The organism is Burkholderia sp. MSHR3999 (assembly GCF_000833595.1).
Taxonomy (GTDB): Bacteria; Pseudomonadota; Gammaproteobacteria; order Burkholderiales; family Burkholderiaceae; genus Burkholderia; species Burkholderia ubonensis.
Window position 1 is genome coordinate 588729 of record NZ_JRFO01000005.1, and the last position, 23741, is coordinate 612469.

At 69.4% G+C, this 23741-nt stretch carries 24 protein-coding genes and 1 pseudogene; 12 read left to right on the forward strand and 13 right to left on the reverse strand.

Going from position 1 to position 23741, the window contains the following annotated elements; genetic code table 11:
• Positions 1-68: 68 nt before the first annotated feature.
• The gene (locus KY49_RS38165) at positions 69-653 is read right to left on the reverse strand and encodes a hypothetical protein (protein ID WP_197083584.1); all 585 of its coding nucleotides are present in this window, start codon (positions 651-653) and stop codon (positions 69-71) included.
• A gap of 2 nt (positions 654-655) precedes the next feature.
• On the opposite strand from KY49_RS38165, the gene KY49_RS16215 reads away from it, so the two are divergent.
• The 3 genes and pseudogenes from KY49_RS16215 to KY49_RS35760 all read left to right on the forward strand — a co-directional run.
• A complete protein-coding gene (locus KY49_RS16215) occupies positions 656-1129 on the forward strand; it encodes a LysR substrate-binding domain-containing protein (protein ID WP_052495731.1) in 474 nt (157 codons plus the stop codon).
• Positions 1130-1174: 45 nt separating this feature from the next.
• Positions 1175-2377: a sugar transporter gene (locus KY49_RS16220; RefSeq protein ID WP_042585618.1), complete on the forward strand. Its 1203-nt coding sequence runs from the start codon at positions 1175-1177 to the stop codon at positions 2375-2377.
• A gap of 170 nt (positions 2378-2547) precedes the next feature.
• A pseudogene (locus KY49_RS35760) lies at positions 2548-2685 on the forward strand (helix-turn-helix domain-containing protein); the annotation flags it as partial.
• A 45-nt stretch (positions 2686-2730) separates the two neighbouring features.
• Here the strand turns inward: KY49_RS35760 and KY49_RS16225 are convergent.
• A complete protein-coding gene (locus KY49_RS16225) occupies positions 2731-3474 on the reverse strand; it encodes an SDR family oxidoreductase (protein WP_042585866.1) in 744 nt (247 codons plus the stop codon).
• A gap of 121 nt (positions 3475-3595) precedes the next feature.
• Here KY49_RS16225 and KY49_RS16230 point away from each other — a divergent pair, with 121 nt between their 5' ends.
• A complete protein-coding gene (locus KY49_RS16230) occupies positions 3596-4504 on the forward strand; it encodes a LysR family transcriptional regulator (protein ID WP_042585619.1) in 909 nt (302 codons plus the stop codon).
• 24 nt (positions 4505-4528) lie between these two features.
• Here the strand turns inward: KY49_RS16230 and KY49_RS16235 are convergent, their stop codons facing one another.
• The 3 genes from KY49_RS16235 to KY49_RS16245 form a co-directional block, all read right to left on the reverse strand.
• Positions 4529-5257 (reverse strand): LytR/AlgR family response regulator transcription factor, encoded by a 729-nt coding sequence (locus KY49_RS16235; RefSeq protein WP_231636441.1) that lies wholly within the window; start codon positions 5255-5257, stop codon positions 4529-4531.
• Between the two features lie 4 nt (positions 5258-5261).
• The gene (locus KY49_RS16240; RefSeq protein WP_042585620.1) at positions 5262-6137 is read right to left on the reverse strand and encodes an SDR family NAD(P)-dependent oxidoreductase; all 876 of its coding nucleotides are present in this window, start codon (positions 6135-6137) and stop codon (positions 5262-5264) included.
• A gap of 95 nt (positions 6138-6232) precedes the next feature.
• The gene (locus tag KY49_RS16245) at positions 6233-6811 is read right to left on the reverse strand and encodes a TetR/AcrR family transcriptional regulator (protein WP_042585621.1); all 579 of its coding nucleotides are present in this window, start codon (positions 6809-6811) and stop codon (positions 6233-6235) included.
• Between the two features lie 194 nt (positions 6812-7005).
• Between KY49_RS16245 and zwf the strand changes: the two genes are divergently transcribed.
• Positions 7006-8481 carry a glucose-6-phosphate dehydrogenase gene (gene zwf / locus KY49_RS16250; RefSeq protein WP_042585622.1) on the forward strand — a complete coding sequence of 492 codons (1476 nt, stop codon included), beginning with the start codon at positions 7006-7008 and terminating at the stop codon, positions 8479-8481.
• A 141-nt stretch (positions 8482-8622) separates the two neighbouring features.
• On the forward strand, positions 8623-9858 hold the full coding sequence (gene chrA / locus KY49_RS16255; protein WP_042585623.1) for a chromate efflux transporter: 1236 nt from the start codon (positions 8623-8625) through the stop codon (positions 9856-9858).
• A gap of 33 nt (positions 9859-9891) precedes the next feature.
• On the opposite strand, the gene KY49_RS16260 is transcribed toward chrA, so the two are convergent.
• The 5 genes from KY49_RS16260 to phbB all read right to left on the reverse strand — a co-directional run bounded on the left by KY49_RS16260 (position 9892) and on the right by phbB (position 15154).
• A complete protein-coding gene (locus KY49_RS16260; RefSeq protein WP_042585624.1) occupies positions 9892-10341 on the reverse strand; it encodes a CBS domain-containing protein in 450 nt (149 codons plus the stop codon).
• Positions 10338-10997, reverse strand: a complete 660-nt coding sequence (locus KY49_RS16265) for a dienelactone hydrolase family protein (protein WP_042585625.1) — start codon at positions 10995-10997, stop codon at positions 10338-10340. The genes KY49_RS16260 and KY49_RS16265 overlap by 4 nt, the downstream gene beginning before the upstream one ends.
• Positions 10998-11440: 443 nt before the next feature.
• Positions 11441-12481 (reverse strand): zinc-dependent alcohol dehydrogenase family protein, encoded by a 1041-nt coding sequence (locus tag KY49_RS16270; protein WP_042585626.1) that lies wholly within the window; start codon positions 12479-12481, stop codon positions 11441-11443.
• Between the two features lie 100 nt (positions 12482-12581).
• Positions 12582-14411 (reverse strand): PHA/PHB synthase family protein, encoded by a 1830-nt coding sequence (locus tag KY49_RS16275; protein ID WP_231636442.1) that lies wholly within the window; start codon positions 14409-14411, stop codon positions 12582-12584.
• Positions 14408-15154 (reverse strand): acetoacetyl-CoA reductase, encoded by a 747-nt coding sequence (phbB, locus tag KY49_RS16280; RefSeq protein ID WP_042585627.1) that lies wholly within the window; start codon positions 15152-15154, stop codon positions 14408-14410. The genes KY49_RS16275 and phbB overlap by 4 nt, the downstream gene beginning before the upstream one ends.
• 272 nt (positions 15155-15426) lie before the next feature.
• On the opposite strand from phbB, the gene KY49_RS16285 reads away from it, so the two are divergent.
• From KY49_RS16285 to fnr, 4 genes are all read left to right on the forward strand, one after another.
• The gene (locus tag KY49_RS16285; RefSeq protein WP_042585628.1) at positions 15427-16266 is read left to right on the forward strand and encodes a universal stress protein; all 840 of its coding nucleotides are present in this window, start codon (positions 15427-15429) and stop codon (positions 16264-16266) included.
• A gap of 140 nt (positions 16267-16406) precedes the next feature.
• Positions 16407-16898, forward strand: coding sequence for a universal stress protein (locus KY49_RS16290; RefSeq protein WP_042585629.1), 492 nt, complete (start codon positions 16407-16409; stop codon positions 16896-16898).
• A gap of 296 nt (positions 16899-17194) precedes the next feature.
• Positions 17195-18028, forward strand: a complete 834-nt coding sequence (locus KY49_RS16295) for a universal stress protein (protein WP_042585630.1) — start codon at positions 17195-17197, stop codon at positions 18026-18028.
• 333 nt (positions 18029-18361) lie between these two features.
• Positions 18362-19135, forward strand: a complete 774-nt coding sequence (fnr, locus tag KY49_RS16300) for a fumarate/nitrate reduction transcriptional regulator Fnr (RefSeq protein ID WP_042585631.1) — start codon at positions 18362-18364, stop codon at positions 19133-19135.
• 37 nt (positions 19136-19172) lie between these two features.
• Here fnr and KY49_RS16305 read toward each other — a convergent pair whose 3' ends face one another.
• A complete protein-coding gene (locus KY49_RS16305) occupies positions 19173-20162 on the reverse strand; it encodes a zinc-dependent alcohol dehydrogenase family protein (RefSeq protein ID WP_042585632.1) in 990 nt (329 codons plus the stop codon).
• A 252-nt stretch (positions 20163-20414) separates the two neighbouring features.
• Here KY49_RS16305 and KY49_RS16310 point away from each other — a divergent pair, with 252 nt between their 5' ends.
• Complete coding sequence (locus KY49_RS16310) at positions 20415-20687, forward strand: hypothetical protein (RefSeq protein WP_042585633.1); 273 nt, start codon at positions 20415-20417, stop codon at positions 20685-20687.
• Between the two features lie 162 nt (positions 20688-20849).
• A complete protein-coding gene (locus KY49_RS16315) occupies positions 20850-22622 on the forward strand; it encodes a SulP family inorganic anion transporter (protein ID WP_042585634.1) in 1773 nt (590 codons plus the stop codon).
• A 37-nt stretch (positions 22623-22659) separates the two neighbouring features.
• Here the strand turns inward: KY49_RS16315 and KY49_RS16320 are convergent, their stop codons facing one another.
• The gene (locus tag KY49_RS16320; RefSeq protein WP_042585635.1) at positions 22660-22899 is read right to left on the reverse strand and encodes a hypothetical protein; all 240 of its coding nucleotides are present in this window, start codon (positions 22897-22899) and stop codon (positions 22660-22662) included.
• Positions 22900-23223: 324 nt separating this feature from the next.
• Positions 23224-23697: a universal stress protein gene (locus tag KY49_RS16325; protein WP_042585636.1), complete on the reverse strand. Its 474-nt coding sequence runs from the start codon at positions 23695-23697 to the stop codon at positions 23224-23226.
• Positions 23698-23741 lie beyond the last annotated feature (44 nt).

A 23741-nucleotide genomic window follows, 5' to 3' on the forward strand; every position in this document is an offset into this window, starting at 1 on the left:
TCATGCATTTTCTTCGCGCGACGCCTCGCCCATCCCGGACTCCCCCGGAGTCCCGTCTGGACACGCGATCAGATCCAGCCGCGTGCCTCGGATAAGCCAGACGGGCTTACGGCCTTCGACAACCACGCTCCCGTCGAGGGCCGCTTTCTCTTTCCACGCTTCACACCACCGCCAAATTCCCGTTCGGCTCTCTCTATTGGCCGGTGGCTTCGCCGCGGGCGCTTCTCCTGCGAGATGCGCTCACGGGGCCTTTTATTCCATGCCGATCGACGCCGGGCGGCGTCCGCATCGGCGATCGCCGCGTCGTGCGCGACGCACGAGGCTTCGCCAACCACACGGGGAGTGACGTCAATGCTGAACTGTATGAACGCGATCTGGACACCGACGAGCCGAACACCACCGGATGGCCGCCGCCGGCGCAGGAACAGCGCGGTTGGCGGCGGCGCGAAATCGACGACGCCGAGGAAGGCCCCTGCGCGCGCGTCGAGCGTGCAATGCCCCGCAAGCCGTTGCGCCGACGACACGAGCACAAGGCCGCCGCAGCCACTGCGTTCCACGCGTCTGCATTGGCGGTCGAAGCGGCTATGAGCGTCGCCGGAAAGGCGGGCATGAAACGGATCGCCCCGCCTCTCGTTCGAGCGACGCCAATCCATGCATGTCGGTTTCCCCCCTCTTCGACGAGAGCCTTTATGTGATCGGACACGGCCTGCCGGGAGAAGACGATGGCTCGTGCCCATTGTCGCAACTGGCGAATCTCCCGATCGTTGCGCCGAGCTCGCCGAACGGGCTGCGATTGTTGATCGAACGGGCGTTTGCGCAGGCTGGAGTCGAATTGAACATTGCAGCCGACATCGATTCATTGCCGGCAGAGCTCGAAATCGCGCATTCGGGCAACGCGTATGCAATCCTGCCGTCGTCCGTCCTGTCGACGCGAGACGCGGGAAACCGGCCGCCAGCCAGGCGAATCGTCGATCCGGAGATCCGTCGGCCGGTCAGCTTGTGCTGGTCGAACACCCTGCCGGTCAGTCCCGCAGCGCTGGCGGTGCGAAGGCGCATTGCCGAGCTCGTGTTCGAGTTGCACGAACCCGGGAAATGGCCCGGCATTACGTTGCGTTCTGCATTGCAATAGTCATACGCGATAATCGGCGGTTCCCGATCCTTGCCGGAACCCAGCATGTCGACGTCCGAACCGGTCTCCTCCGAACATTCGTGGTGGGGCGTATGGGCACTCACGCTCTCCGCCTTCATTTTCAACACCACCGAATTCGTCCCCGTCGCGCTGCTCGGCGCGATCGGCGACAGCCTTCACATGCAGCCGACCGACGTCGGCCTGATGCTGACGATCTATGCGTGGACCGTGGCCGTGACGTCCCTGCCGTTGACGCTGGCGACCCGCACGATCGAACGTCGCAAGCTGCTGGCCGGGGTGCTCGTGCTGTTCATCGTCAGCCACGTCATCACCGGCGTCGCGTGGAGCTTTCCGGTGCTGGTGTTCGGCCGGGTGGGCATCGCGTGCGCGCATGCGATCTTCTGGTCGATCTCCATCTCGCTGGCGGTGAGGCTGGCGCCGCCGCAGAAAAAGAGCCGCGCGCTCGGCCTGCTTGCCACGGGAACATCGATCGCGATGGTGGCGGGCATTCCCCTTGGACGCGTGATCGGCGAGACGCTGGGTTGGCGGACGGCCTTCCTGATCATCGCCGGCGCCGCGGCAGTCGCGTTGCTGATGCTGCGCACGACGCTGCCCGCGCTGCCGAGCCAGCGGACGGGCTCGCTCGCCAGCCTGCCCTCCCTGCTGCGCAACCCGACGCTGATCCTGCTCTACCTGCTCACGATTCTCGTCGTGTCGGCGCACTTCACGTCGTACACCTACATCGAACCGTTCCTCCAGCACGTCAGCCATGCGAGCGAAAGCGGCATCACGACCCTGCTGATCCTGTTCGGCGGCGCGGGCATTCCCGCCGCCCTCTGCTTCAACCGCCTCTACCCGCACCGGCCGGCGCAATTCCTGCTGGCGTCGATCGTCGTCATCGCGTCCTGCCTGCTGGTCCTGTTCCCCAGCGCGCTCAGCGTCGTCACGCTATCGGTTCACACCGTGGTCTGGGGCGGCGCGATCATCTGCTTCGGCCTTGCAATGCAGGCATGGGTGCTGAAACTGGCGCCGGACGCGACCGATCTCGCCGTCTCGATCTTTTCCGCGCTCTACAACGTCGGGATCGGCGCAGGGGCGCTGCTGGGCAACCACATCGCGCGCGACTTCGGACTCGCGTGGATCGGCACGTTCGGCGGCATCGTCGGCGGGCTCGGCGTCGGCGTATGCTGGCTGGCGTTGCGCGTGCATGCGAGGAGAGCGGCGCCGAATCCCGCATCGCTCGCGTAGCGGAACGGATGCGCGCCGCCGTAAGCGGGTCGGCCTGCTGCAGCGGCACATCGAATCCCGCCCGTCCCGCGCCGGCCCCCGTCACCCGCTCTTCTTCCCCCGCAACACGAATGCCGCCGCCGTGCACCCGAGCATCGCGTGCAGCTTCTGCCGCTCGACGACGATCTGGCTCGCCACCGCGATGCCTCGCCGCCGGCACGCCGATCCTCGAACTCGCGCTCGAGCACGGCTACGACAGCCCCAGCGCGTTCGCGGCGATGTTCCGCAAGGCGCTCGGCGTGCCGCCGAGCGAATACTTCCGGCGACGCCGAGCGCCGCCGGCCGATGCGCGTGTGAGCGGCCGCGACGTCCGCTCAGGCGACGCCGCCGTTCGCGCGCAATACCTGCGCGTTGATCCATGCGCCGTCCGGACCCGCGAGGAACGCGACGGCGCCGGCGATGTCGTCGGGCTGGCCGAGCCGTTCGAGCGGCGGCATCTTCGCGAACTGCGCAATCTGTTCGTCGGTCTTGCCGTTCAGGAACAGCTCGGTCGCGACCGGCCCCGGCGCGACGCAGTTCACCGTGATGCGGCGGCCGCGCAGCTCCTTCGCGAACACGCGCGTAAATGCTTCGACCGCCGCCTTCGTGCCGTTGTAGATCGCGTAGCCCGGCAGATTCAGCGCGAGCGTCGTGCTCGACAGGTTGACGATCCGGCCGCCGTCGTTCATGCGTGCGGCGGCTTCGCGCAGCATGTTGAACACGCCGCCGACGTTGATCGCAAACATCCGCTCGAACAGTTCGTCGCTGATTTGCGCGAGCGGCGCGGTCTTGAGGATGCCCGCGTTGTTGACGAGCACGTCGACCTTGCCGAGCTGCTGCTCGACCGTGTCGTACAGGCGGCGCACGTCGTCGGCCTTCGATACGTCGCCGCGCACGGCGACGGCCCGGCCGCCTTCCCGCGCGAGCTCGGTGGCCAGCGCATCCGCGTCGGCGGCGCCGGACGCGTAGTTGATCGCGACGGCAAAGCCGTCGCGTGCGAGGCGGCGCGCGATGGTCGCGCCGATGCCGCGGGATGCGCCGGTCACGATCGCGACGCCGGCGTGGTGTGCTGCGCTCATCGGAATCTCCTGTTTGGGTGGGAACGTGAGCGACATGATGACCGGCATCGGAACTGAGATAATTCGCGCAGTTTCGCCATCACTATTCCATTTGCTTTAACGATAGGCCGACGAGCATCTCATGGATCGATTTCAGGAAATGCAGGCTTTCGTGCGAACCGCCGAGCGCAGCAGCTTTTCGCGGGCCGCCGACGACCTCGACATCCCGCGCGCGACGATCACCAACCTGATCAAGCGGCTCGAGCTGCGGCTGGGCACGCGCCTGCTCGAGCGCACCACGCGCCAGGTGCGTCTCACGCACGACGGCGAGGCCCACTACCATCGCTGCGTGCGCCTGCTCGCGGACATCGACGAAGCGGAGGGCGCGTTTCGCGACGCGATGCCCAAGGGGCTGCTGGTCGCGAACCTGCAGGGCACGCTGGCGCGGCACTTCGTGGTGCCGGCGCTGCCCGCGTTCCTGTCGCGCTATCCGGACCTGCGGCTGCAGATCGGCGAGGACGACAGGCTCGTCGACCTGGTGCGAGAAGGCGTCGACTGCGTGCTGCGCGCGGGCGTGCTGCGCGATTCGTCGCTGATCGGGCGGCAGATCGCCGCAATGGAGCAGGTCACGGTCGCCAGTCCGGCCTATCTCGAACGGTTCGGCGAGCCGGCGACGCTCGCGGACCTCGACGCGCATTTCGCGGTCGATTACGTGTCGAGCGCGACCGGCAAGCCGGTGCCGCTCGAATTCACGGTCGACGGCGCCGTGGTCGAGATCCGGATGCGCTCGACGATTTCCGTGACGGGCGCGGACCTGTACACGGCCTCCGCGCTCGCGGGCGCCGGGCTGATCCAGGTGCCGCGCTACCGGATTGCCGGCGAGCTGGCGCACGGGCGGCTGAAGGTCGTGCTGCCCGCGTGTCCGCCGCCGCCGATGCCCGTGTCGGTGCTCTATCTACACGCCCGGCAACAGTCGCCTCGCGTGCGAATCTTCGTGCAGTGGCTGGAGGAGGTATTTCGGCAGGTGCCTTATCAGGTCCGGCGCATCTGATGCGTGCCCAAGCCGCACGAACGCCTACATATTCCGAAAGCGCCCCGCATAGGCCCGGCTGACCGGCAGCACATCGCCGCGGCCGTGCAGATGAATGCGCAGGCGGCCCAGCAGGTCGCGCTCGATGCGATCGATCGCCGCATAGGCGACGATCACGCTGCGATGCACTTGCGTGAAGTGATCCGGATCGATGCGCGCGCGCAATTCCTTGAGCGGCGTGCGGATCACGTGCCGATCCGTTTGCGTCACGACTTCCGTGTACTTGTCGAGCGCCTGGAAATACAGCACGTCGGCGATCGAGACGAGCCGCGTCGTGTCCTTCAAGCCGACGGTCAGCCAGCGAATCGGAGCCGGCTCCGTCAAGGCCGACCTGTCGGCGGATGCCGACGCGAAGCTTCGCGCGGGCTCGCCGCGCTGCAACCGGGCGATGCAGCGCAGGAGCCGCTCGTCCGTGACGGGCTTCAGCAGATAGTCGACCGCCGCCTGATCGAACGCGTCGACCGCGTATTCGTCATGCGCGGTCACGAACACGACGTGCACGTCCGGCACGATGCTCGCCAGCTTCAGGCCGTCGATGCCCGGCATCCGGATGTCGAGGAACGCGATGTCGGGACGATGCGCGTTGAGCGCGGCGAGCGCATCGACGCCGTTGCGCGAGCGATGCGATACGTGAACGGCGCGCGCAATCAGGATGAAACCTTCACGCGCGACGCCTGAAGCCGCCGTCGCCGGTTTGCCAGGCCCGTCCGACATCCCGTCACTCGAGCCCCTTCAGCGATTCCAGGCCAACCGGCAGCTTCGCATCCGGAAACTGCGTCGACAGCGACGTATCCTGCCAGCGCGCCGCCTCGTCCGCGCGCTGCGCTTCGGCCTGCTCGCAGACGAACACCGCATCGCCGCCCAGCAACAGCCGCATCGGCACGTCGTCGCGACGCGACAGCGCGACGATCAGCGCGGCGATCCGCGCCGGATCGCCGACCTCGTGGCCGCCATACGCGCCGAGCAAGTCGAGCATGCGCCCGACCGACGGCTGGTAGTCCGGCAGCATGCCGTCGACGCCGCGCTTCGCCTCGGCGGCCCAGTCGGTGCGCATCCCGCCCGGCTCGAGCGTGCACACGCGCACGCCGAACGGCGCGACCTCCTTCGCCAGCACGTCGCTGAATCCGCCGACCGCCCATTTCGCCGCCTGATACGCGGACAGGCCGGGCGTCGACGTCCGCCCGCCCACCGACGACACCTGGAAGATATGGCCCGCGCGCTGCTCGCGCATCGTCGGCAGCACCGCGCGCGTCACGTTCACCACGCCGAACAGGTTCGTCTCGATCTGCGCGCGGAAATCTTCGGCGCTCATCTGCTCGAACGGCGCCGTATGGCCGTAGCCCGCGTTGTTGACCAGCACGTCGATGCGCCCGAATGCGTCGCGCGCGGCAGCCACGGCACGGGTCGCCGCCGCTGCATCGGTGACGTCGAGCGCGACCGGCAGCAGCCGGTCGCCGTAACGCCCGGCCAGATCCGCGAGCCGCGCGGGATCGCGCGCACCGGCCACGAGCCGGTCGCCCGCCGCGAGCACCGCCTCCGAAATCGACCGCCCCAGGCCGCGTGCGGCCCCTGTTACCAACCAGACTTTCGACATGTTCCACTCCTCGAGAATGACATCACACAAAATGAATGATTACTCACTCATTAATAAAGACGATGCGTCGATGATTCGTCCGACGCAGCGCACGTTCACAGCGTGTGCAACACCGCCCACAGCGCCCGAAAGCCGGCTTCCCGGTAGGCATCGGCCCGCGCCGGATCGCGCGCGACCGATTCCATCGTCGTTTCCGCGATCGACGTGAACAACGCGCCGCAGAACGCGAGTGCCTCGTCGAGCCGCAAAGTGCCCGATGCGGCGATCCGCTCGCGCAGCACCGCCCGGATCGGACCGAATCCTTCCGCGCCCGCGTCGCGATGCGCGTCGTCGATGCGTCCGCTGACCTCGAGCTGCCGCAGCGCGCGCCGCCCGTCCGGATTCGCGACGCCCCACGACACGTAGCCGTTCCACGCGTGGCGCATCGCCGGCTCGGCGGGGCCGTCCTCCGGGAAGCCCGTCATCATCGCGCGCCGCAGGTCGGCCTTCAGATGCAGGTACAGCGCGTTCAGCAGCGCATCCTTGGTGTCGAAATACGTGAACACCGTCCCCTCGGCCACGCCCGCGAGCCGCGCAATGCGCGCGGTGGTCGCGGCCGCGCCGTGTTCGGCGAGCGCGGCGGCCGCCGCGGCGAGAATCGCTTCGTGCTTGTCGAGACTGCGGGGTCGTGCCAAGATTTTGCCGTCTTTAATGAGTGATTGCTCAATCATAATCGAGCCCGCCGGGATCGCGCAAGCGGCGTCGCGCGCCGAAGGCGAGCGCGCGCGCGATTCGGCAAAACCGTGCACTATTAGGGTTTTCGTTGCACCGCCGCACCGGCGCCTTCGACGTTCGTTCAACGCCCACCGTTTCAGACAGCGAACCACTCATGACGAATCAGCCTACCCAGACTGCAGCCGAGCAGCCCGTCGACATGATCATCTTCGGCGGCGGCGGCGACCTCGCCGCCCGCAAGCTGCTGCCCGCGCTGTACATGGCGCATCTGCACCGCAACCTCCCCCCCGAAACGCGGATCATCGCGGTCGGCCGCCGCGACTGGGGCATCGACGGCTACCTGAAGTTCATGGAGGAGCAGTCGCGGCCGTTCATCGACGAGAAGGCGTTCGACCCGCAGGCGTGGCGTCGCTTCCTCGACCTGTTCCGCTACGTGCTGATCGACGTGCACGACGCGGCCGACTACGCGCGCCTCACGGAAGCAACCCGCCGCGACGCGATTCGCGTGTTCTACCTGTCGACGTCGCCGGAGCTGTTCACGACGATCTGCGACAACCTCTCGTCGGCCGACCTCGTCGACGCCCGCTCGCGGGTCGTGCTGGAGAAGCCGCTCGGCCACGATCTCGCATCCGCGAAGGCCATCAACGACGCGGTCGGCAAGCACTTCGAGGAATCGCAGATCTACCGGATCGACCACTATCTCGGCAAGGAAACCGTGCAGAACCTGATGGTGCTGCGCTTCGGCAACCCGATCTTCGGGCCGCTGTGGCAGGCGCCCTGCATCCGCAGCGTGCAGATCACCGTCGCGGAAACGGTCGGTGTCGGCAGCCGCGCGGGCTTCTACGACCATACCGGCGCGCTGCGCGACATGGTGCAGAACCACCTGCTGCAGCTGCTGTGCATCGTCGCGATGGAGCCGCCCGTGTCGCTCGATCCGGACGCGGTTCGCGACGAGAAGCTGAAGGTGCTGCGCTCGCTGCGGCCGATGTCGCCGTCGGACATCGCGCGCGACACGGTGCGGGGCCAGTACACGGCGGGCGCGATCGACGGCCAGCCGGTCAAGGGCTACCTCGAGGAAGACAACGTGCCGCCGGACAGCCGCGCGGAAACCTTCGTCGCGCTGCGCGCGCACATCAACAACTGGCGCTGGGCGAACGTGCCGTTCTTCCTGCGCACCGGCAAGCGGCTGCAGAAGCGCCAGTCGGAAATCGTGATCGAGTTCGCGGACATGCCGTTCTCGATCATCCCGAGCGGCCCGCGCCACTACAGCAACCGGCTCGTGATCCAGCTTCAGCCGGAAGAATCGATCCAGCTGCAGATGCTCGCGAAGGAGCCGGGCAGCGGCATGAACATGGTGCCGGTGAGCCTCAACCTCGACCTGCAGCAGGCCATTCCGGAGCGGCGCGCGGAAGCGTACGAGCGGCTGCTGATCGACGTGATCCGCGGGCGTCTCACGCACTTCATGCGCCGCGACGAGCTCGAGGCCGCGTGGACGTGGGTCGAGCCGATCCTCGACGGCTGGCAGCAGATCGGCGACCGGCCGCGGCTGTATACGTCGGGCACGTTCGGGCCGGCCGCGTCGTCCGCGCTGCTCGCGCGCAACAACATGTCGTGGTCCGAGGAAGCCTGACCTGAACGACGGCGGCCGGCCGCGCGGCCGCCGTCAATCCGCGCGGCCGTCGGCCCTCGGCGAGAAGAGACGATCCGGAAGCCGGCGCGCATCGCGTGTGTATCATTCGGGCGTCTCCACTTCTCCGGAATCGCCAGCCAAATGGAAGCCGGCAGGTCAACGTCCAGTACGGTTCGGGCCGGTTCGGCGCTCGAAGTGTTGCGGGTATTTCTGAAGCTCGGCGTCACGTCCTTCGGCGGGCCGGTCGCGCACATCGGCTACTTTCACCGGGAATTCGTCAAGCGCCGCGGCTGGCTCGACGACGCGGCCTTCACCGACCTGATGGGCCTTTGCCAGTTCCTGCCCGGTCCGGCCAGCAGCCAGCTGGGCTTCTCCATCGGCCTGCTGCGGGCCGGATGGCGCGGCGCGCTGGCGGCATGGTGCGGCTTCACGCTCCCGTCCGTCGCGTTGCTGCTCGCCTTCGCCGCGATCGCGCCGGCGCTGAACGGCCCGGTCGGCAGCGGACTGATTCACGGCCTGAAGCTCGTGGCGGTCGCCGTCGTCGCGCAAGCCGTATGGGACATGGCCCGCCGTCTGTGCCCCGACCGTCGCCGCGCCGCGATCGCGCTCGTCGCGGTCGCGCTTCTGAACGCACTCGCCACGGTGTATGCGCAGCTGCTGGTCACCGTGCTCGGCGCGGCGCTCGGGTTCGCGTTGTGCGAAACCTCGGCGGCGACCGCCACGGCGAACGCGCGCCGGCATGCCGACGCAGTCCGCCTATCGCGAACGGCAAGCGCAATCGCGCTGACGCTTTTCTGCACGCTGCTGTTCGGGCTGCCGGCACTCGCGGCGGCCGACCCGACCGGCGCCGTTCGCGTGTTCGACGCGTTCTATCGCTCCGGCGCGCTCGTATTCGGCGGCGGCCACGTGGTCCTGCCGCTGCTGCAGCAGGCGACCGTCGCGCACGGATGGGTGTCGTCCACCGATTTCCTCGCGGGATATGGCGCGGCGCAGGCGGTGCCCGGGCCGCTGTTCACCTTCGCCGCGTTTCTCGGATGGATCATGGGGCCCGCGCCCAATCATGTGTGGGGCGCGGTGTTGGCCACTGCCGGCATTTTCCTGCCAGGCCTGCTGCTGGTGCTGGCCACGCTGCCCTACTGGCAGTCGCTGCGCGCCCGTCCCGCGGCGGTCGCGGTGCTGTCGGGCGTCAACGCCGCGGTGGTCGGCGTGCTAGCGAGCGCGCTTTACGCGCCGGTCTGGACCAGCGCCGTGTTTTCCGGGATCGACTTCGCGATCGCGACCGTGGGCTTTTTCCTGCTGACGCGCTGGAAGATGCCGCCGCTCGTCATCGTCGTGCTTTGTGCGGCGGCTGGCATCGCCGAGGCGATGCTGCGCTGACGCGCGCTGGCCGTTGAAGCGACCGAGCCGGCGCTACGTGCGCCGCTTTTCCTCGAGATGCGGCTGGCGCGCCGCGACGAGGCGCAGTTCGTCGAGCAGGCTTGCGGCGGCATGCAGCAGGTCGTCCAGCGTGACGACGCCGATGAGCCCGCCGTTGTCCGCGACCACCGGCAGCCGGCGCACGCCATGCCGGCGCATCCGTCGCGCGAGCAGCCAGAGGTCGTCGTCGCCGTGCGCGACCACGGCCGGCTCCGACATCACGTCCCCGACGAACAGCGCAGCGGCATCGGCGTCCGGGCTCACCACCGCGAGCACGATATCGCGGTCGGTCAGCACGCCGACCGGCACGCGCACCCCGTCCTGTTCGCGCACCACCACGAGGTCGCCCGCATGCAGGCCGCGCATCCGCTCGGCCGCCTCGATGACGGTCGTCCGCGGGCCGCAGGTGGCGACCTCGCGCGTGCACAACGTGGCGGCGTTCATTTGTCCTCCTTCCGGCCGCCGAGCCAGCGGACGAACCATGCGGCGGCGAGCCGCGCGACCGCGTCGAGCGCGCCGGGCTCCTCGAACAGGTGGGTTGCGCCCGGCACGATTTCGATCACCGTTTCGCACGTCAGCCGCGCGGCCGCCAGCCGGTTGAGACGCAGCACCTGATCGTCTCGCGCACCGACGATCAGCAGCGTCGGCGCGGCCACGCGCTCGAGCGCATCGCCGGCCAGGTCGGGGCGGCCTCCGCGCGACACGACGGCGCCGACGGCAGGTTCGCGCGCGGCCGCGACGAGGGCGGCGGCCGCGCCCGTGCTCGCGCCGAACAGGCCGAGCGGCAGCGGCCGGCATTCCGGCAGCGCGCGTATCCACGCAATCGCTGCGCACAGTCGACGGGCGAGCAGATCGACGTCGAAGCGATAGAGCGCCGTGACGCAGTCGACCTGCTCTTCGTCGCGATCGAGCAGATCGAACAGCAGCGTCGCGAGTCCGGCCTTCACCAGCGTCTGCGCGACGGCGCGGTTGCGCGGGCTGAGGCGGCTGCTGCCGCTGCCGTGCGCGAACACGACGACGCCGCGCGCGCCCTGCGGCAACGTCAGCACGCCGTCGAGCCGGGTCCGGTCGATCGGGATCGCGATCTCGCGTGCCTGCATGTCGCACCTCGCTTGCCGCGCACCGCGCCGGCTACGCGACCTTCCCCCGGCGGCCGCTTCGCGCACGCGTGACGCCTGTCCCGCGCCCCTTCGCCATTCGGCATCGGTCTTCGCGATCGTTCGTCCGCGGCTGCCGTCGATACATTTCACGGTACGTCGTGCGAATCGGGGCGAAATTGATCCAGGTCAGCCGCGGACGGGCGCGTTGCGCGCGCACGCACGTCGGCAGGCGCGCGCCGACCGTTTTCGTCTAGTGATACGGATCGACCGCGCAGCCGCCCGGCCATCAGAGGGCCGTCATTCAGCAGACTGAATGGTCCGCAAGCAATCCCGGCTCGAGCTCCCGGCGATCTGCGCGTTCGCCGTGCACGAGGCGGCCCTGAATAACAGGTCGCGCGCGAACGGCGGGCCGGCGCCGCAATCGCGGCGCGCCCGCCGGCCGCTCAGGCGACCTCGATGATGACCTTGAGCGCGTGCGTTTCCGCCGCGCGGCCGAACGTGTCGTACGCCTGCCCGACGTCGTCGAGCGAGAAGCGGTGGGTGATGAGCTGCTTCGGATCGAGCCGCCCCGCGCGCACGGTCTTCAGCAGCATCGGCGTGCTGACGGTGTCGACGAGCCGCGTCGTGATCGCGATGTTGCGGTCCCACAGCTTCTCGAGGTGCAGGTCCGCCTTCACGCCGTGCACGCCGACGTTCGCGACCACGCCGCCCGGCGCGACGATCGACGTGCACATCTCGAACGTCGCCGGAATGCCGACCGCCTCGATCGCGCAGTCGACGCCGACACCGTCGGTCAGCTTCAGCACTTGCGCGACCGTGTCGCCGTCGCGGCCGTCGACGCAATCGGTCGCGCCGAAGCGGCGCGCCACGTCGAGCCGATTGCGATCCGGGTCGATCATGATGATCCGGCCGGGCGAATAGAACTGCGCGGTCAGCAGCGCCGCGAGCCCGATCGGGCCGGCGCCGACGATCGCGACCGAACAGCCGGGCTGCACCTTGCCGTTCAGCACGCCGCATTCGAACCCGGTCGGCAGGATGTCGGAAAGCATCACGAGCGCGTCCTCGTCCACGCCGGGCGGCACGCGGTACAGGCTCGTCTCGGCGTGCGGAATCCGCACGAATTCGGCCTGCGTGCCGTCGATCCTGTGCCCGAGAATCCACCCGCCCGTCGCGCAGTGCGAGTACAGGCCGCGGCGGCAGTTGTCGCAGCGGCCGCACGACGAGATGCACGAGACCAGCACGTGATCACCCGGCTTCAGCGTGTCGACCGCCGCGCCGACCCGCTCGACGACACCGACGCCTTCGTGACCGAGGATGCGCCCCGGTTCGCACGACGGCACGTCGCCCTTGAGGATGTGCAGGTCGGTGCCGCAGATCGTCGTGCGCGTCATCCTGACGATCGCATCGGTCGGCGCCTGCAGTTCCGGCATCGGGCGCTCCTCGAGCGCCTTGCGCCCGGGGCCCTGATATACGAGTGCTTTCATTGCGTGTTCTCTCCGTCGATGAGGCGTTGCCCCCTGCGCTCAACAATGTAGGAGACGCGCGGGCCCGCCTGCTTGACCCGCATCAAGCGGCAACGCCTGCTCATGCCTCGAGCACGTAAGCGCCCGGCGCCGGCCCCGATCCGTCATCGGGCATGCGCGCCGGCACGTCGCCGGTCGATTGCGCGCGCAACCAGTCGCGCCAGCAGGTCCACCACGATCCGTCGACCACGGCCGCATCGCGCAGGAAATCCTGCCGGCTGCGGAAGGCCGCCCCCGGCTCGCGGGTCGCGCAGCGATAGTGGCGGCCCGGATGGCCCGGTTCGGACACGATCCCGGCGTTGTGGCCGCCCGCCGTCAGCACGAACGTCAGCGCGTTGTGCGTGAGCAGGTGCAGCTTGTAGACCGAACGCCACGGCGAAACGTGATCGCGTTCGGTCCCGACGACGAACATCGGCGCGACGAGATCCGACAGCGCGACCGGCCGGCCGTCGACGCAATAGCGGCCGGCCGCCAGGTCGTTGTCGAGAAAGAGCTGCGTCAGGTATTCGGTGTGCATGCGATACGGCATGCGCGTGGTGTCGTCGTTCCACGACATCAGGTCGTTCGGCTTCGTGCGCCGCCCGAGCAGGTACTCGCTCATCATGCGCGACCAGATCAGGTCGCGCGCGTTCAGCAGCTGGAACGCGGCGGACATCTGCGAGCCGTCCAGATAGCCCTGCCGCCACATCAGCGCATCGAGCGCCGCCAGTTCGCTCGCGTCGATGAACAGGCCGAGCTCGCCGGGCTCGCTGAAGTCCGTCAGCGCGGCGAGCAGCGTGATCGAGCGCAGCGCGTCATGCCGTGCGTCGCGGGCCAGCGCCGCCGCGCCGATCGCGACGAGCGTGCCGCCGAGACAGTAGCCGGCCACGTGCACCGCCTCGCCGCATCGTGCGCGCACCGCGTCGAGCGTCGCGAGGAAGCCGTCTCGCACGTAGTCGTCGAGGCCGAGATCGCGCGCCTGCGCGCCGGGGTTGCGCCACGAGATCGCGAACACGGTGTGGCCCGACTGGACCAGGAAGCGGATCAGCGAATTGTGCGGCTGCAGGTCGAGAATGTAGTACTTCATGATCCACGACGGCACGATCAGGATCGGCTCGCGCGCGACGTTCGGCGTCATGGGTTCGTACTGCAGCAGTTCGCACAATTCATTGCGCCACACGACCCGGCCCGGCGTGATCGCCACGTCGCGCCCCGGCAGATACGCGGGCGCCTTGCGCGCATGCACGCCGCGCATGCGTTCGGCCAGCGCATGCGCGTCTTCGAGCCAGTGCCGCAGCCCCGCCGCGAGGTTCGCGCCGCCGCTGCGGGCGGTCGCTTCGAGCACGACCGGATTGGTCGCGACGAAGTTGCCGGGCGAGCACGCGTCGAGCCACTGGCGCGCCGCGAAGCCGACCAGTTCCTCGTGATGCCGCTCGACGCCCGGCACGCCCCGCGTCGCGTCGCGCCACCAGCGCTGGGTCGCGAGAAAGCCGTCGCGATAGAACCGGAACGGCCAGTTCGACCAGGCGGGCGCGGCGAAACGCGGGTCGGCTTCCCCCGCGTGCACCGCGTAACCGTCTTCGTCCGTGTCGTCGCGCGCGGCGGGCGCCCCGGCCGACCACGACACGGCCGCGATCCACGCCTGCGTCGCGAGGTCGAAGCACTTGCCCGGCGACACCGCGAGGTGCGCGCCCCAGTCGAGCACGGCCAGCGCCATCGACACCGGCGACAGGCCGAACGTCATCGCGGCGAGGCTTGCGTGCGCCGCGCGGTTCCACTGCTCGACGGGCGTCGCATCGGGCCGCTTGCATTCGTCCGCGCGCAGTTGCGGGCGCGCGTCCGCGGCAGCGGGAGCCACGTCGTGGCTCGCGGGATCTCGTGCGGCGGAGCCGCGCATGGCGACGACTTTCATTTCATGTGCATCCCGCCGTTCACGGCAAAATCGGCGCCGGTCGCGAACGCGCCTTCGTCCGAACACAGGAACGCGACGAGCGCCGCGATCTCGTCGGGCTGCCCGAGGCGGCCCACCGGAATCTGCGGCAGGATCTTCGCGTCGAGCACCTCCTTCGGCACCGACTCGACCATCGGCGTCGCGAGATAGCCCGGCGACACGGTATTGACGGTCACGCCGTGTTTGGCGAGCTCGAGCGCCAGCGCCTTCGTGAACCCGTGCACGCCGGCCTTCGCGGCCGCGTAGTTGGTCTGCCCGTACGCGCCCCGCGAGCCGTTCACCGAGCCGACGTTGACGATGCGGCCGAAGCCGCGCTCGATCATTCCGCCGACGAACGGCTTCGTCATGTTGAACAGGCCGTCGAGGTCGGTGCGCAGCACCGCGTCCCATTGCGACTTCGTCATCTTCGCGAACGTGGCGTCGCGGGTGATGCCCGCGTTGTTGACGAGCACGTCGACGCGGCCAAGTTGATCGATCACGCGCTTCCCGCAGCGCTGGCACGAGTCGAAATCCGCGACGTCGACCTCGAACGCGTGAAAGATGCGCCCGGCGTCGCGTTCGCGCGTGAGCCAGGTCGCGACGTGATCGTTGTGTTCGGAGTGAGACACCGCCACCGTCATTCCGGCGGCATGCAGGCGGCGGCTGATCGCGGCGCCGAGGCCGCCCATCCCGCCGGTAACGAAGGCAACACGCTCATCTCGCATAGACGCTCTCCTGTGCCGCACCGCAGCCCGTCCGGCAGCCCGTCCGGCAGCCGTCCAGCGGCGTCACGTTGGCATCGCTCGTCATCGTCCCCGTTTCAATCCGGTCCGTTGATCGGAATCGGGGTCCATGCCGCCCGTCGGCGCCCGGCGCGGCGGCCCCGCCACTGTGCGTCGATGCCGCACGGGCGCCGTTGATCTGAGTCAAGCGCGCAGGCACGCCGCTTCGTAGACTGGATTGCACTGACGGATCCACCGTCGATGGAGCGACCGTGATGGGCTACAAGAGCATCGTCGTGCACCTCGACACGAGCCGGCGCGCGCATTCGCGCCTCGAGTTCGCGCTGCGGCTGGCGCGGCGTTTCGACGCGCACCTGACCGGCCTGTTTGCAGTCTATACGCCGGAACTGACTTCGTTCTACGTGATGGCCGGGTCCGCGGACTATTTCCGCGAACGCGACGAACGGCGCAATCAATGCCATGCCGCGCTCGAGCGCCTGTTTCACGCGGAAACGGCACGGGCCAAGGTGTCGAGCAACTGGGTGTGCGCGGATGCGCGCGCCAACCTCGTCGTGCCGCGACACGCACGCCATGCGGATCTCGTGATCGTCGGCCAGGGAGATCCGGACGATCCGGACACCTACATCGACGACCAGTTTCCGGAGAACCTCGTGCTGTCGGCCGGCAGGCCGGTGCTGTTCGTCCCGTATGCGGGCGAGTATCCGACGCTCGGCGAGCGCGTGCTCGTCGCGTGGGACGGCAGCCGCGAGGCCGTGCGCGCCACCCACGACGCGATGCCCTTCATCGAGCGTGCGAAGCGCACGACGGTCGTCGCCGTCGTCAACGGCAATCACGCGGACGCCGGGGTGCGCATCCCGGGCGCGGACGCGGCGTCGATGCTCGCGCGGCACGCATCGGACGTCAACGTGCTCGACATCGAGTGCGGCGCCGGCGCGTCGATCGGCGACACGCTGCTGTCGCGCGCGTACGAGACCGGCACGGATCTGCTCGTGATGGGCGCTTACGGCCATTCGCGCTGGCGCGAGCTGCTGATGGGCGGCGTGACGCGCACCGTGCTGAAGTCGATGACGTTGCCGGTGCTGATGTCGCACTGAGCGGGTCGAAGCCCATGCGCGAGGCCGGCACATCGGCCTCGCAGCCCGGCGGGAACGGCCGGGCCGCTTGATCCAGATCAGCGCGAGCGCCCCGCGTGCGCCGATGATGAAGACATCCGCGCCTCTCCAGGGAAACCGCCATGTACTCGCATATTCTCGTCGCGCTCGACGGCAGCGAAACATCCTCGCATGCACTCGACGCCGCGCTGACCCTCGCGGCGGAGACGGGCGCGCGGCTCACGCCCGTCTACGTCGTCGATCTCATGGTGCCGGCCTACGACCCGCTCGGCTACGATCCGTCGATCCTGATCGACGCGTTCCGCGAAGAAGGGTTACGCGTCACCGACGACGCCGCGCAACGGATGGCCGCGCGCGGCGTGTCCGGCACGCCGCGGATCGCCAACGTCGAGCCGGCCGGCGAAGACATCGCGGACCGCATCCTGATCGTCGCGCGGGAAACCGGAGCCGACCTGATCGTGATGGGCACGCACGGCCGGCGCGGCTTCCGGCGCCTCGTGCTCGGCAGCGTCGCCGAGCGCGTGCTGCGCGGCGCCACGCGCCCCGTCCTGATGATTCCGGCGCGCTGCGCGCCGCAGCCTGCCGCCGAAACCGCGGCGGCGTCGACCGACTAGGGTCTGTTTACATACGGAACACGCATGCGAATGCCCGAAATCGCTCGTAGGGCAAGGAGGGAGGAGCGCCGTTTGGCCGTGCCAAACAAGCGACGAGCGACGCCGCCATACGGGCGATTTCGGGCATTCCCGTGGAATGGTTTTTTTAAAATTTGGGGTTGCGACGAGAACGGCCGCTCGCCGCGTTGCGCTCCTTGCGAATACGTCCAGTATTCGCGGCGTCGCGCGCCTCGCGAGCGGCCGTTCTCGTCGCAACGCATGCGTGTTCCGTATGTAAACAGACCCTAGGAGCCGTCATGAGCTACAAGACCCTGCTCGTCCATCTCGACGACAGCGAACGCTGTCAAGCGCGCGTCGAGCTCGCGCTCGATCTCGCGGGACGCTGGAACGCGCATCTGATCGGTCTCTACGTGGTCTGCCAGGACCTGCTCGAGCCGTTGTTCCGGCCCGGCGAGCCGCTCGAGCTCGCCGCGTACGAGCGCCTGTGCGACGCGCGCCGCAAGCAGGCGGAGGCGCGCTTGCTCGCAGCGGCCGAACGCGCGGGGCGCAGCGTCGAATGGCGGGCGCCCGCCGGCCCCGCGACCGAGACCGCGATCCTGCATGCGCGGCATGCGGATCTGCTGGTGCTCGGCCAGCCCGATCCGCACGACCGCATGACGTACGTCGCCAGCCATTTCGTCGAGGACGTCGTGATGGCGAGCGGACGTCCGGCCATCGTCGTGCCGTACGCGGGCCGGGTGCGCACGCTCGGCGAGAACGTGCTGATCGGCTGGGACGGCGGCCGCGAGGCCGCGCGGGCGGTGGCGGACGCGATGCCGCTGCTGATGCGCGCGCGTTTCGTCAACGTCGAAACCGTCGCGCGCAAGCGCCCCGATCCGGACAAGACGCCGGCGGGCGTCGACGTCACCGCCTACCTCGAACGCCACGGCGTGCACGCGTCGTTCTCGACGACGCCGCGCGAGGGCGACCTCGGCTCGGGCGCGACGCTGCTGAACCGGGCCAGCGACCTGCATGCCGACCTCATCGTGATGGGCGCGTACAGCCACACGCGGACGCATGAACGCGTGCTCGGCGGCGCGACGCGCACCATCCTGGAAACCATGACGGTGCCGGTGCTGATGTCGCATTGACCGGCGCACGGGGCGGCCGAACCCGGCCGCCCGGCTGGCCGCTCCTGCGGCATGACGCCGCACGCCTGTAGGAATCGCCCTACACGGCTTCCACGTTGCCTACCTCATCTTCAATCCACGCTGATTCCGCCCGGGTGCCGGCGCGTCCATACTGCCCCCATCAAAGCCGGATAGCCGTGCGCGTCCAGGAACCCGGACGGCGGCATCGATCGAACCCGTCCGGCACGGATTTCGTTTCACGAAGACGGCGGACAATCGACGCCGCACGCCAAACGGCCGATGCGACCCCGCCCGGGTCCCGATCGCCGCAGACCCAACGAACTGGAGCAGATCATGCTGAGCCATGCCGATGCCGCGACGGCCGCCCCGTCACGCCCCGTCACGCCGCTGTACTCGGTCACCCGCGAAGACCAGCCCAAGCGCAGCGCATCCCGTTGTTCGTCCTGCGCGCTGCGCAACGTCTGCATGCCGCAGTCGCTGACGCCCGCGGAATTCGCGCGCGTCGATGCGATGATCTGCACGACGCGCCACGTGAAGCGCGGCGAGGCGCTTTACCGCTCGGGCGACGCGTTCCACAGCATCTACGCGGTGCGGACCGGCTCGTTCAAGACCGTCGTGATGCATCGCGACGGCGGCGAGCAGGTGACGGGCTTCCAGATCGTCGGCGAGTCGCTCGGGCTGGACGGCCTGCATGCCGGACATCACAACGGCGACGCGATCGCGCTCGAGGACAGCACCGTCTGCATCATCCCGTTCGGCCAGCTCGAACAGCTGTGCCACGAGGTGCGGACGATGCAGCATCACGTCTACCAGATGATGAGCGGCGAGATCGTCCGCGAATCGGGCCTGATGCTGCTGCTCGGCACGATGACGGCCGAACAGCGCGTCGCCGCGTTCCTGCTGAACCTTTCCACGCGCTTCAAGGCGCGCGGCTATTCGTCGGCGGAATTCGTGCTGCGGATGACGCGCGACGAAATCGGCGGCTATCTCGGCATGAAGCTCGAAACGGTCAGCCGCATGCTGTCGAAATTCCAGCGCAAGGGCATGCTCGCGGCGCAGGGCAAGCAGATCCGCATCGTGGATGCGGACGGCCTCGCGAGCGTGTGAGCCTCTGCGAGCGCGCGTTGCGGGAAACGCGCGCCGCTCAGCCGCGCGTGTCGAGCACCGCGGCGCCCGACACGCGTCCCGCGCGCAGGTCGTCGAGCGCGCGATTCGCGTCCGTCAGCGGATAGCGCACCGCTTCGATCTGCAGCGGCATCGCTTCGGCCACCTTCATGAACGCGACCGCGTCCGCGCGTGTCAGGTTCGCCACCGACGCGATGCGGCGCTCGCCCCACAGCAACGCATACGGGAAGGCCGGGATGTCGCTCATGTGAATGCCGCCGCACACGACGATGCCGCCTTTGTCGACCGCGCGCAACGCCGCCGGCACGAGTGCGCCGACCGGCGCGAAGATCAGCGCGGCGTCGAGCGTCTCCGGCGGCGGCTCGTCGCTGCCGCCCGCCCATGCCGTGCCGAGCCGGCGCGCGAGCTGCAGGGCGGCGGCGTCGCCGGGCCGCGTGAACGCGAACACCTTGCGCCCCTCCAGCCGCGCGACCTGCGCGACGAGATGCGCCGCCGCGCCGAAACCGTAGATGCCGATCCGTCGCGCGTCGCCCGCCATGCGCAGCGTGCGATGGCCGATCAGGCCCGCGCACAGCAGCGGCGCCGCCTGGAGGTCCGAATAGCGTTCGGGCAGGTGCACGCAATAGCGGCTGTCGGCCACGGTGCGCTCCGCGTAGCCGCCGTCGATCGTATAGCCGGTAAAGCCCGGCGCATCGCACAGATTCTCCCGCCCGGCGGCGCAATACGCGCAATGGCCGCAGGTGTGCCCGAGCCATGGCACGCCGACCCTGTCGCCGACCGTGAAACCCGTCACCCCTGCGCCCAGCGCCGCCACCGTGCCGACGATTTCGTGCCCCGGAATCAGCGGCAGCCTGGGGTCGGGCAGATCGCCGTCGACGACGTGGAGATCCGTGCGGCACACACCGCACGCATGCACGTCGATCAGCAACTGCCCCGCCGCGGGCGACGGGTCCGGCACGCGCGCCTCGCGCAACCGCGGCGTGCCGCCGTCGAAGATCATCGCAAGCATTCTGGCCTCCCCGCCCGATCGCGTTCGCACGCCTTCCATCATGCGCGCTTCGTCCGGTTCAAGGCCAAGTGTTCAGTAACCCGGTCCAGCCGCGCACGTCGCGTGTAGGAATCCGCTGATCGCGCCCGCGTGATTCCTACGACAACTTCGGGGCCGCCTGATTGAATGCCCCGGGAGCCCCGACGATACTGGATACACGGCAACAGACCATGCCGCACGCCGACACGACGCAGGTCGACCAGGAGACGCACGATGTCACACGCTACGTTTCGTTCCGAATCGGGCTATCGGGCCACGTACCAGACGGATGCCACCGCTTGCGCCGCGCCGTCTGCAACGCCTGCCGCAGGGTCGCCCGCACTGCCCGACACGCTGGCACTCGTCGCGCTCGCGCGCGACGCCGGCATGCTCGTCACGCTCGATGCGATGATCGGCCGCGAGCGCTACGAAAGCGTGACGGGGTCGATCGCGACACTGGCCCGCTTCGCGCAGGCGCTGCAGCTTGCGATGCTCGAGGCGGCGTGATGCCGGCCGCGTGCATGCGGCCGGCCGCCATGGCCGGCCCGGTTTCGCGTGCCGTCGGCGCCTTGCCGCCGGCACGCGTCGCGGCGAGACGATGCGCATCGTTCCCATAGCGCCGACGGCGAACGTGGCGCACGGCGCGCCCTTTCCGCCGGCGCACGCGCGATGAACCGGCGCCTTCTCGAACGCGTTGCCCCGCATCTCCCGGGGCTCGCGCTGCTGGCGGATTACCGGCGCGCGTGGCTCGGGCGCGACCTCTACGCGGGCGTCGCGCTCACCGCGGTGCTCGTGCCGGTCGGCATGAGCTATGCGCAGGCCGCCGGCCTGCCGGCCGTGACGGGACTCTACGCATCGATCGCCGCGCTGCTCGCCTATGCGCTGCTGGGCCCGAGCCGGATTCTGGTGCTGGGGCCGGATTCGGCGCTGGCCGCGCTGATCGCCGGCGCCATCGCGCCGCTCGCCGGCCACGACCCGTCGCGCGCGATCGCGCTCGCCGCCGCGCTGGCGCTGTCGGCCGGCGCGATCTGCGTCCTGATCGGCGTCCTCGGGCTCGGCTTCGTGACCGACCTGCTGTCGCGCCCGATCCAGTACGGCTACCTGAACGGCATCGCGGTCTCGCTCATCGTCGGCCGGCTGCCGGAATTGCTCGGTCTGCCTGCCGCGTCCAGCGACATGGCCGCCGCCGTCCGGCAGATCGCACGCGGGCTGCTCGACCATCAGGTCTCGGTGAACGCCTGCGTGCTCGGCGCGGGCGCGCTCGCGGCCATTGCGCTGCTCAAGCGCGTGGCGCCGCGCTGGCCCGCCATGCTGATCGCCGTGCTGGCGGCCACCCTTGCCGCGCAACTGCCGCCGCTGCACGGCGCGGCGGCGGTCGGCGCCCTGCCCGCCGGCGTGCCGATGCCGCGCCTGCCGGCCGCCTCGCTCGCGGACGTCGCGGCGCTCGCGTCCGGCGCGTTCGCGGTCGCGCTCGTGTCGCTGGCCGACATCAGCATGCTGTCCCGCGCGCTCGCCGCGCGCGCCGGCGATGCGCCGGACCGGAACCAGGAACTCGTCGCGCTGGGCGCCGCCAATCTGCTGGCCGGCCTGATGCAGGGCTGCGCGGTCAGCAGCAGCACGTCGCGCACGCCGGTCGCGATGGCCGCCGGCGCGCAGAGCCAGGTCACGAATCTGGTCGCCGCCGCCTGCATCGTGCTGCTGCTCGCCGTCGCGCCGACGCTGCTGATGCGGGTGCCGCGCGCCGCATTGGCCGCGGTCGTCGTCTACGCGGCACTCGGCATCGTCGACGTCCGCAGCGTCGTGCGGCTGTACCGGATGCGCCGCGGCGAATGCCTGATCTCGGTGCTGTGCTTCGCAGGGGTGATCGGCTTCGGCGTCGTGCCCGGCGTCCTGCTCGCGAGCGCGCTGTCGCTGCTGTCGTTCGTGTGGCGGGCCTGGCATCCGTACGACGCGGTGCTCGGCCGCCTGACCGGCGTGCGCGGCTATCACGACGTCGCGCGGCACCCCGAAGCCGCGCAGACGCCCGGGCTCGTGCTGTTTCGCTGGGACGCGCCGCTGTTCTACGCGAACGTCGAGATCTTCTGCGAGCACCTGCACGCGGCGCTGCGGCATGCGCCGTCGCCGGCGTCGCGCGTCGTCGTCGCGGCCGAGCCCGTCACCGACATCGACGTCAGCGCGGCGGACCGGCTCGTCGCGCTGGCCGACGAACTTCAGGCGCGCGGGATCGCGCTGTGCTTCGCCGAAATGAAAGGGCCGGTCAAGGATCGCCTGCGCGCCTACGGGCTGTTCGACACGTTCGGAGAGGCGAACTTCTTTCCGACGGTGACGGATGCCGTCGCGCACCATGTCCGGCAACGGCGGGAGGACGCGCGGGCCGGCCACGTGTCGCGCACGCGCCGCAGGCAGGTGCGGCGCAAGCTCAGGCGGCCCGTGCGACGCTGACAGCGGACGACCTCCGCATCGGGCGGGCCGGTTCGCGTCAGAGGGTGAACGTGTCCGACTTCTTCATTTCGATCCACGTCATCCCGGTTCGCAACCCTTCCAGCGCCGCTTCGCGCTCGCTGGCGAAAATCCGGCTGTGCGCGAACGCGCGTTCGCACGCGCCATCGGGCGCCTTGTGCGTCACATGGATCCGGCACTGGTAGCCGCCCCCGTCGGCGGCGGCCGTTTCGATCGCCACCGACCAGTCCGCTTCGTGAAGCTCGCCTGAAACCGCCATCTCAGCCCCCTCGCCGATCCTGCGTCGGCGCCGCGCACGGGTGCGCGCTCGACCTGCATCAACGGCGCGAACCCGCTGCGCGGCGGGTTCACGCATAAAACCGGAAAACCCCGCTGTGAAGCAATACGGGCCGTCCGCCGATCGCTTCCAGCATATCGCGCGCCGCACGCGGCCGCCTTCGACGAACGCCGGAAACGTCAGCACAAGATCCGGCCCGCAATACGCCGGAGGGTCGGCAGGAAACGAGATCCGCATGAAGGTCTCCTGATTCGGCGGCGCGGCGTCGGCCGCCAGTTGCCGAGCGGGTAGATTCGCCGTTGCGCGCTACGCCGCTGCGGCGGCACGCGGCGCGTCGTCGCTGCGCATCAGCAGGACGGGGCATTTCGAGCCGCGCAGGAAGCGCTCCGCGACGCTGCCGATGACCACGCGCCGGATCCCGCGCCGCCCGTGCGTGCCGATCACGGCCAGATCGATGCGATGCTCGTCGACATAGCGCTGCAGGCGTTCGGCGACGTCCTCGCCAATGGCCGCCGTCTCGACGAGTTCCGTGTCGCCGTTCACCGCCGCGTGCGCGATGGTCCGCTCGACCTCGCGCAGCACCGCGACGCCGTCGCGCCGGGCCTCCTCGAGCAGCACGTCGGGATCGACCCGCCCGGCGAAGGTGAACAGGATCGACGTGTCGACGACGTAGACCGCGAACAGGCGGGCGCCACTGAGCTTCGCCATCTTCAGGGCTTCGTCGAGCGCGTGCTTCGACGACGTGCTGCCGTCCACGGCAACCATGATGTTGGTATACATGCGAACCTCGCTGGGTGAATGGCCGGGCGCTGTCGTCGCGTCCG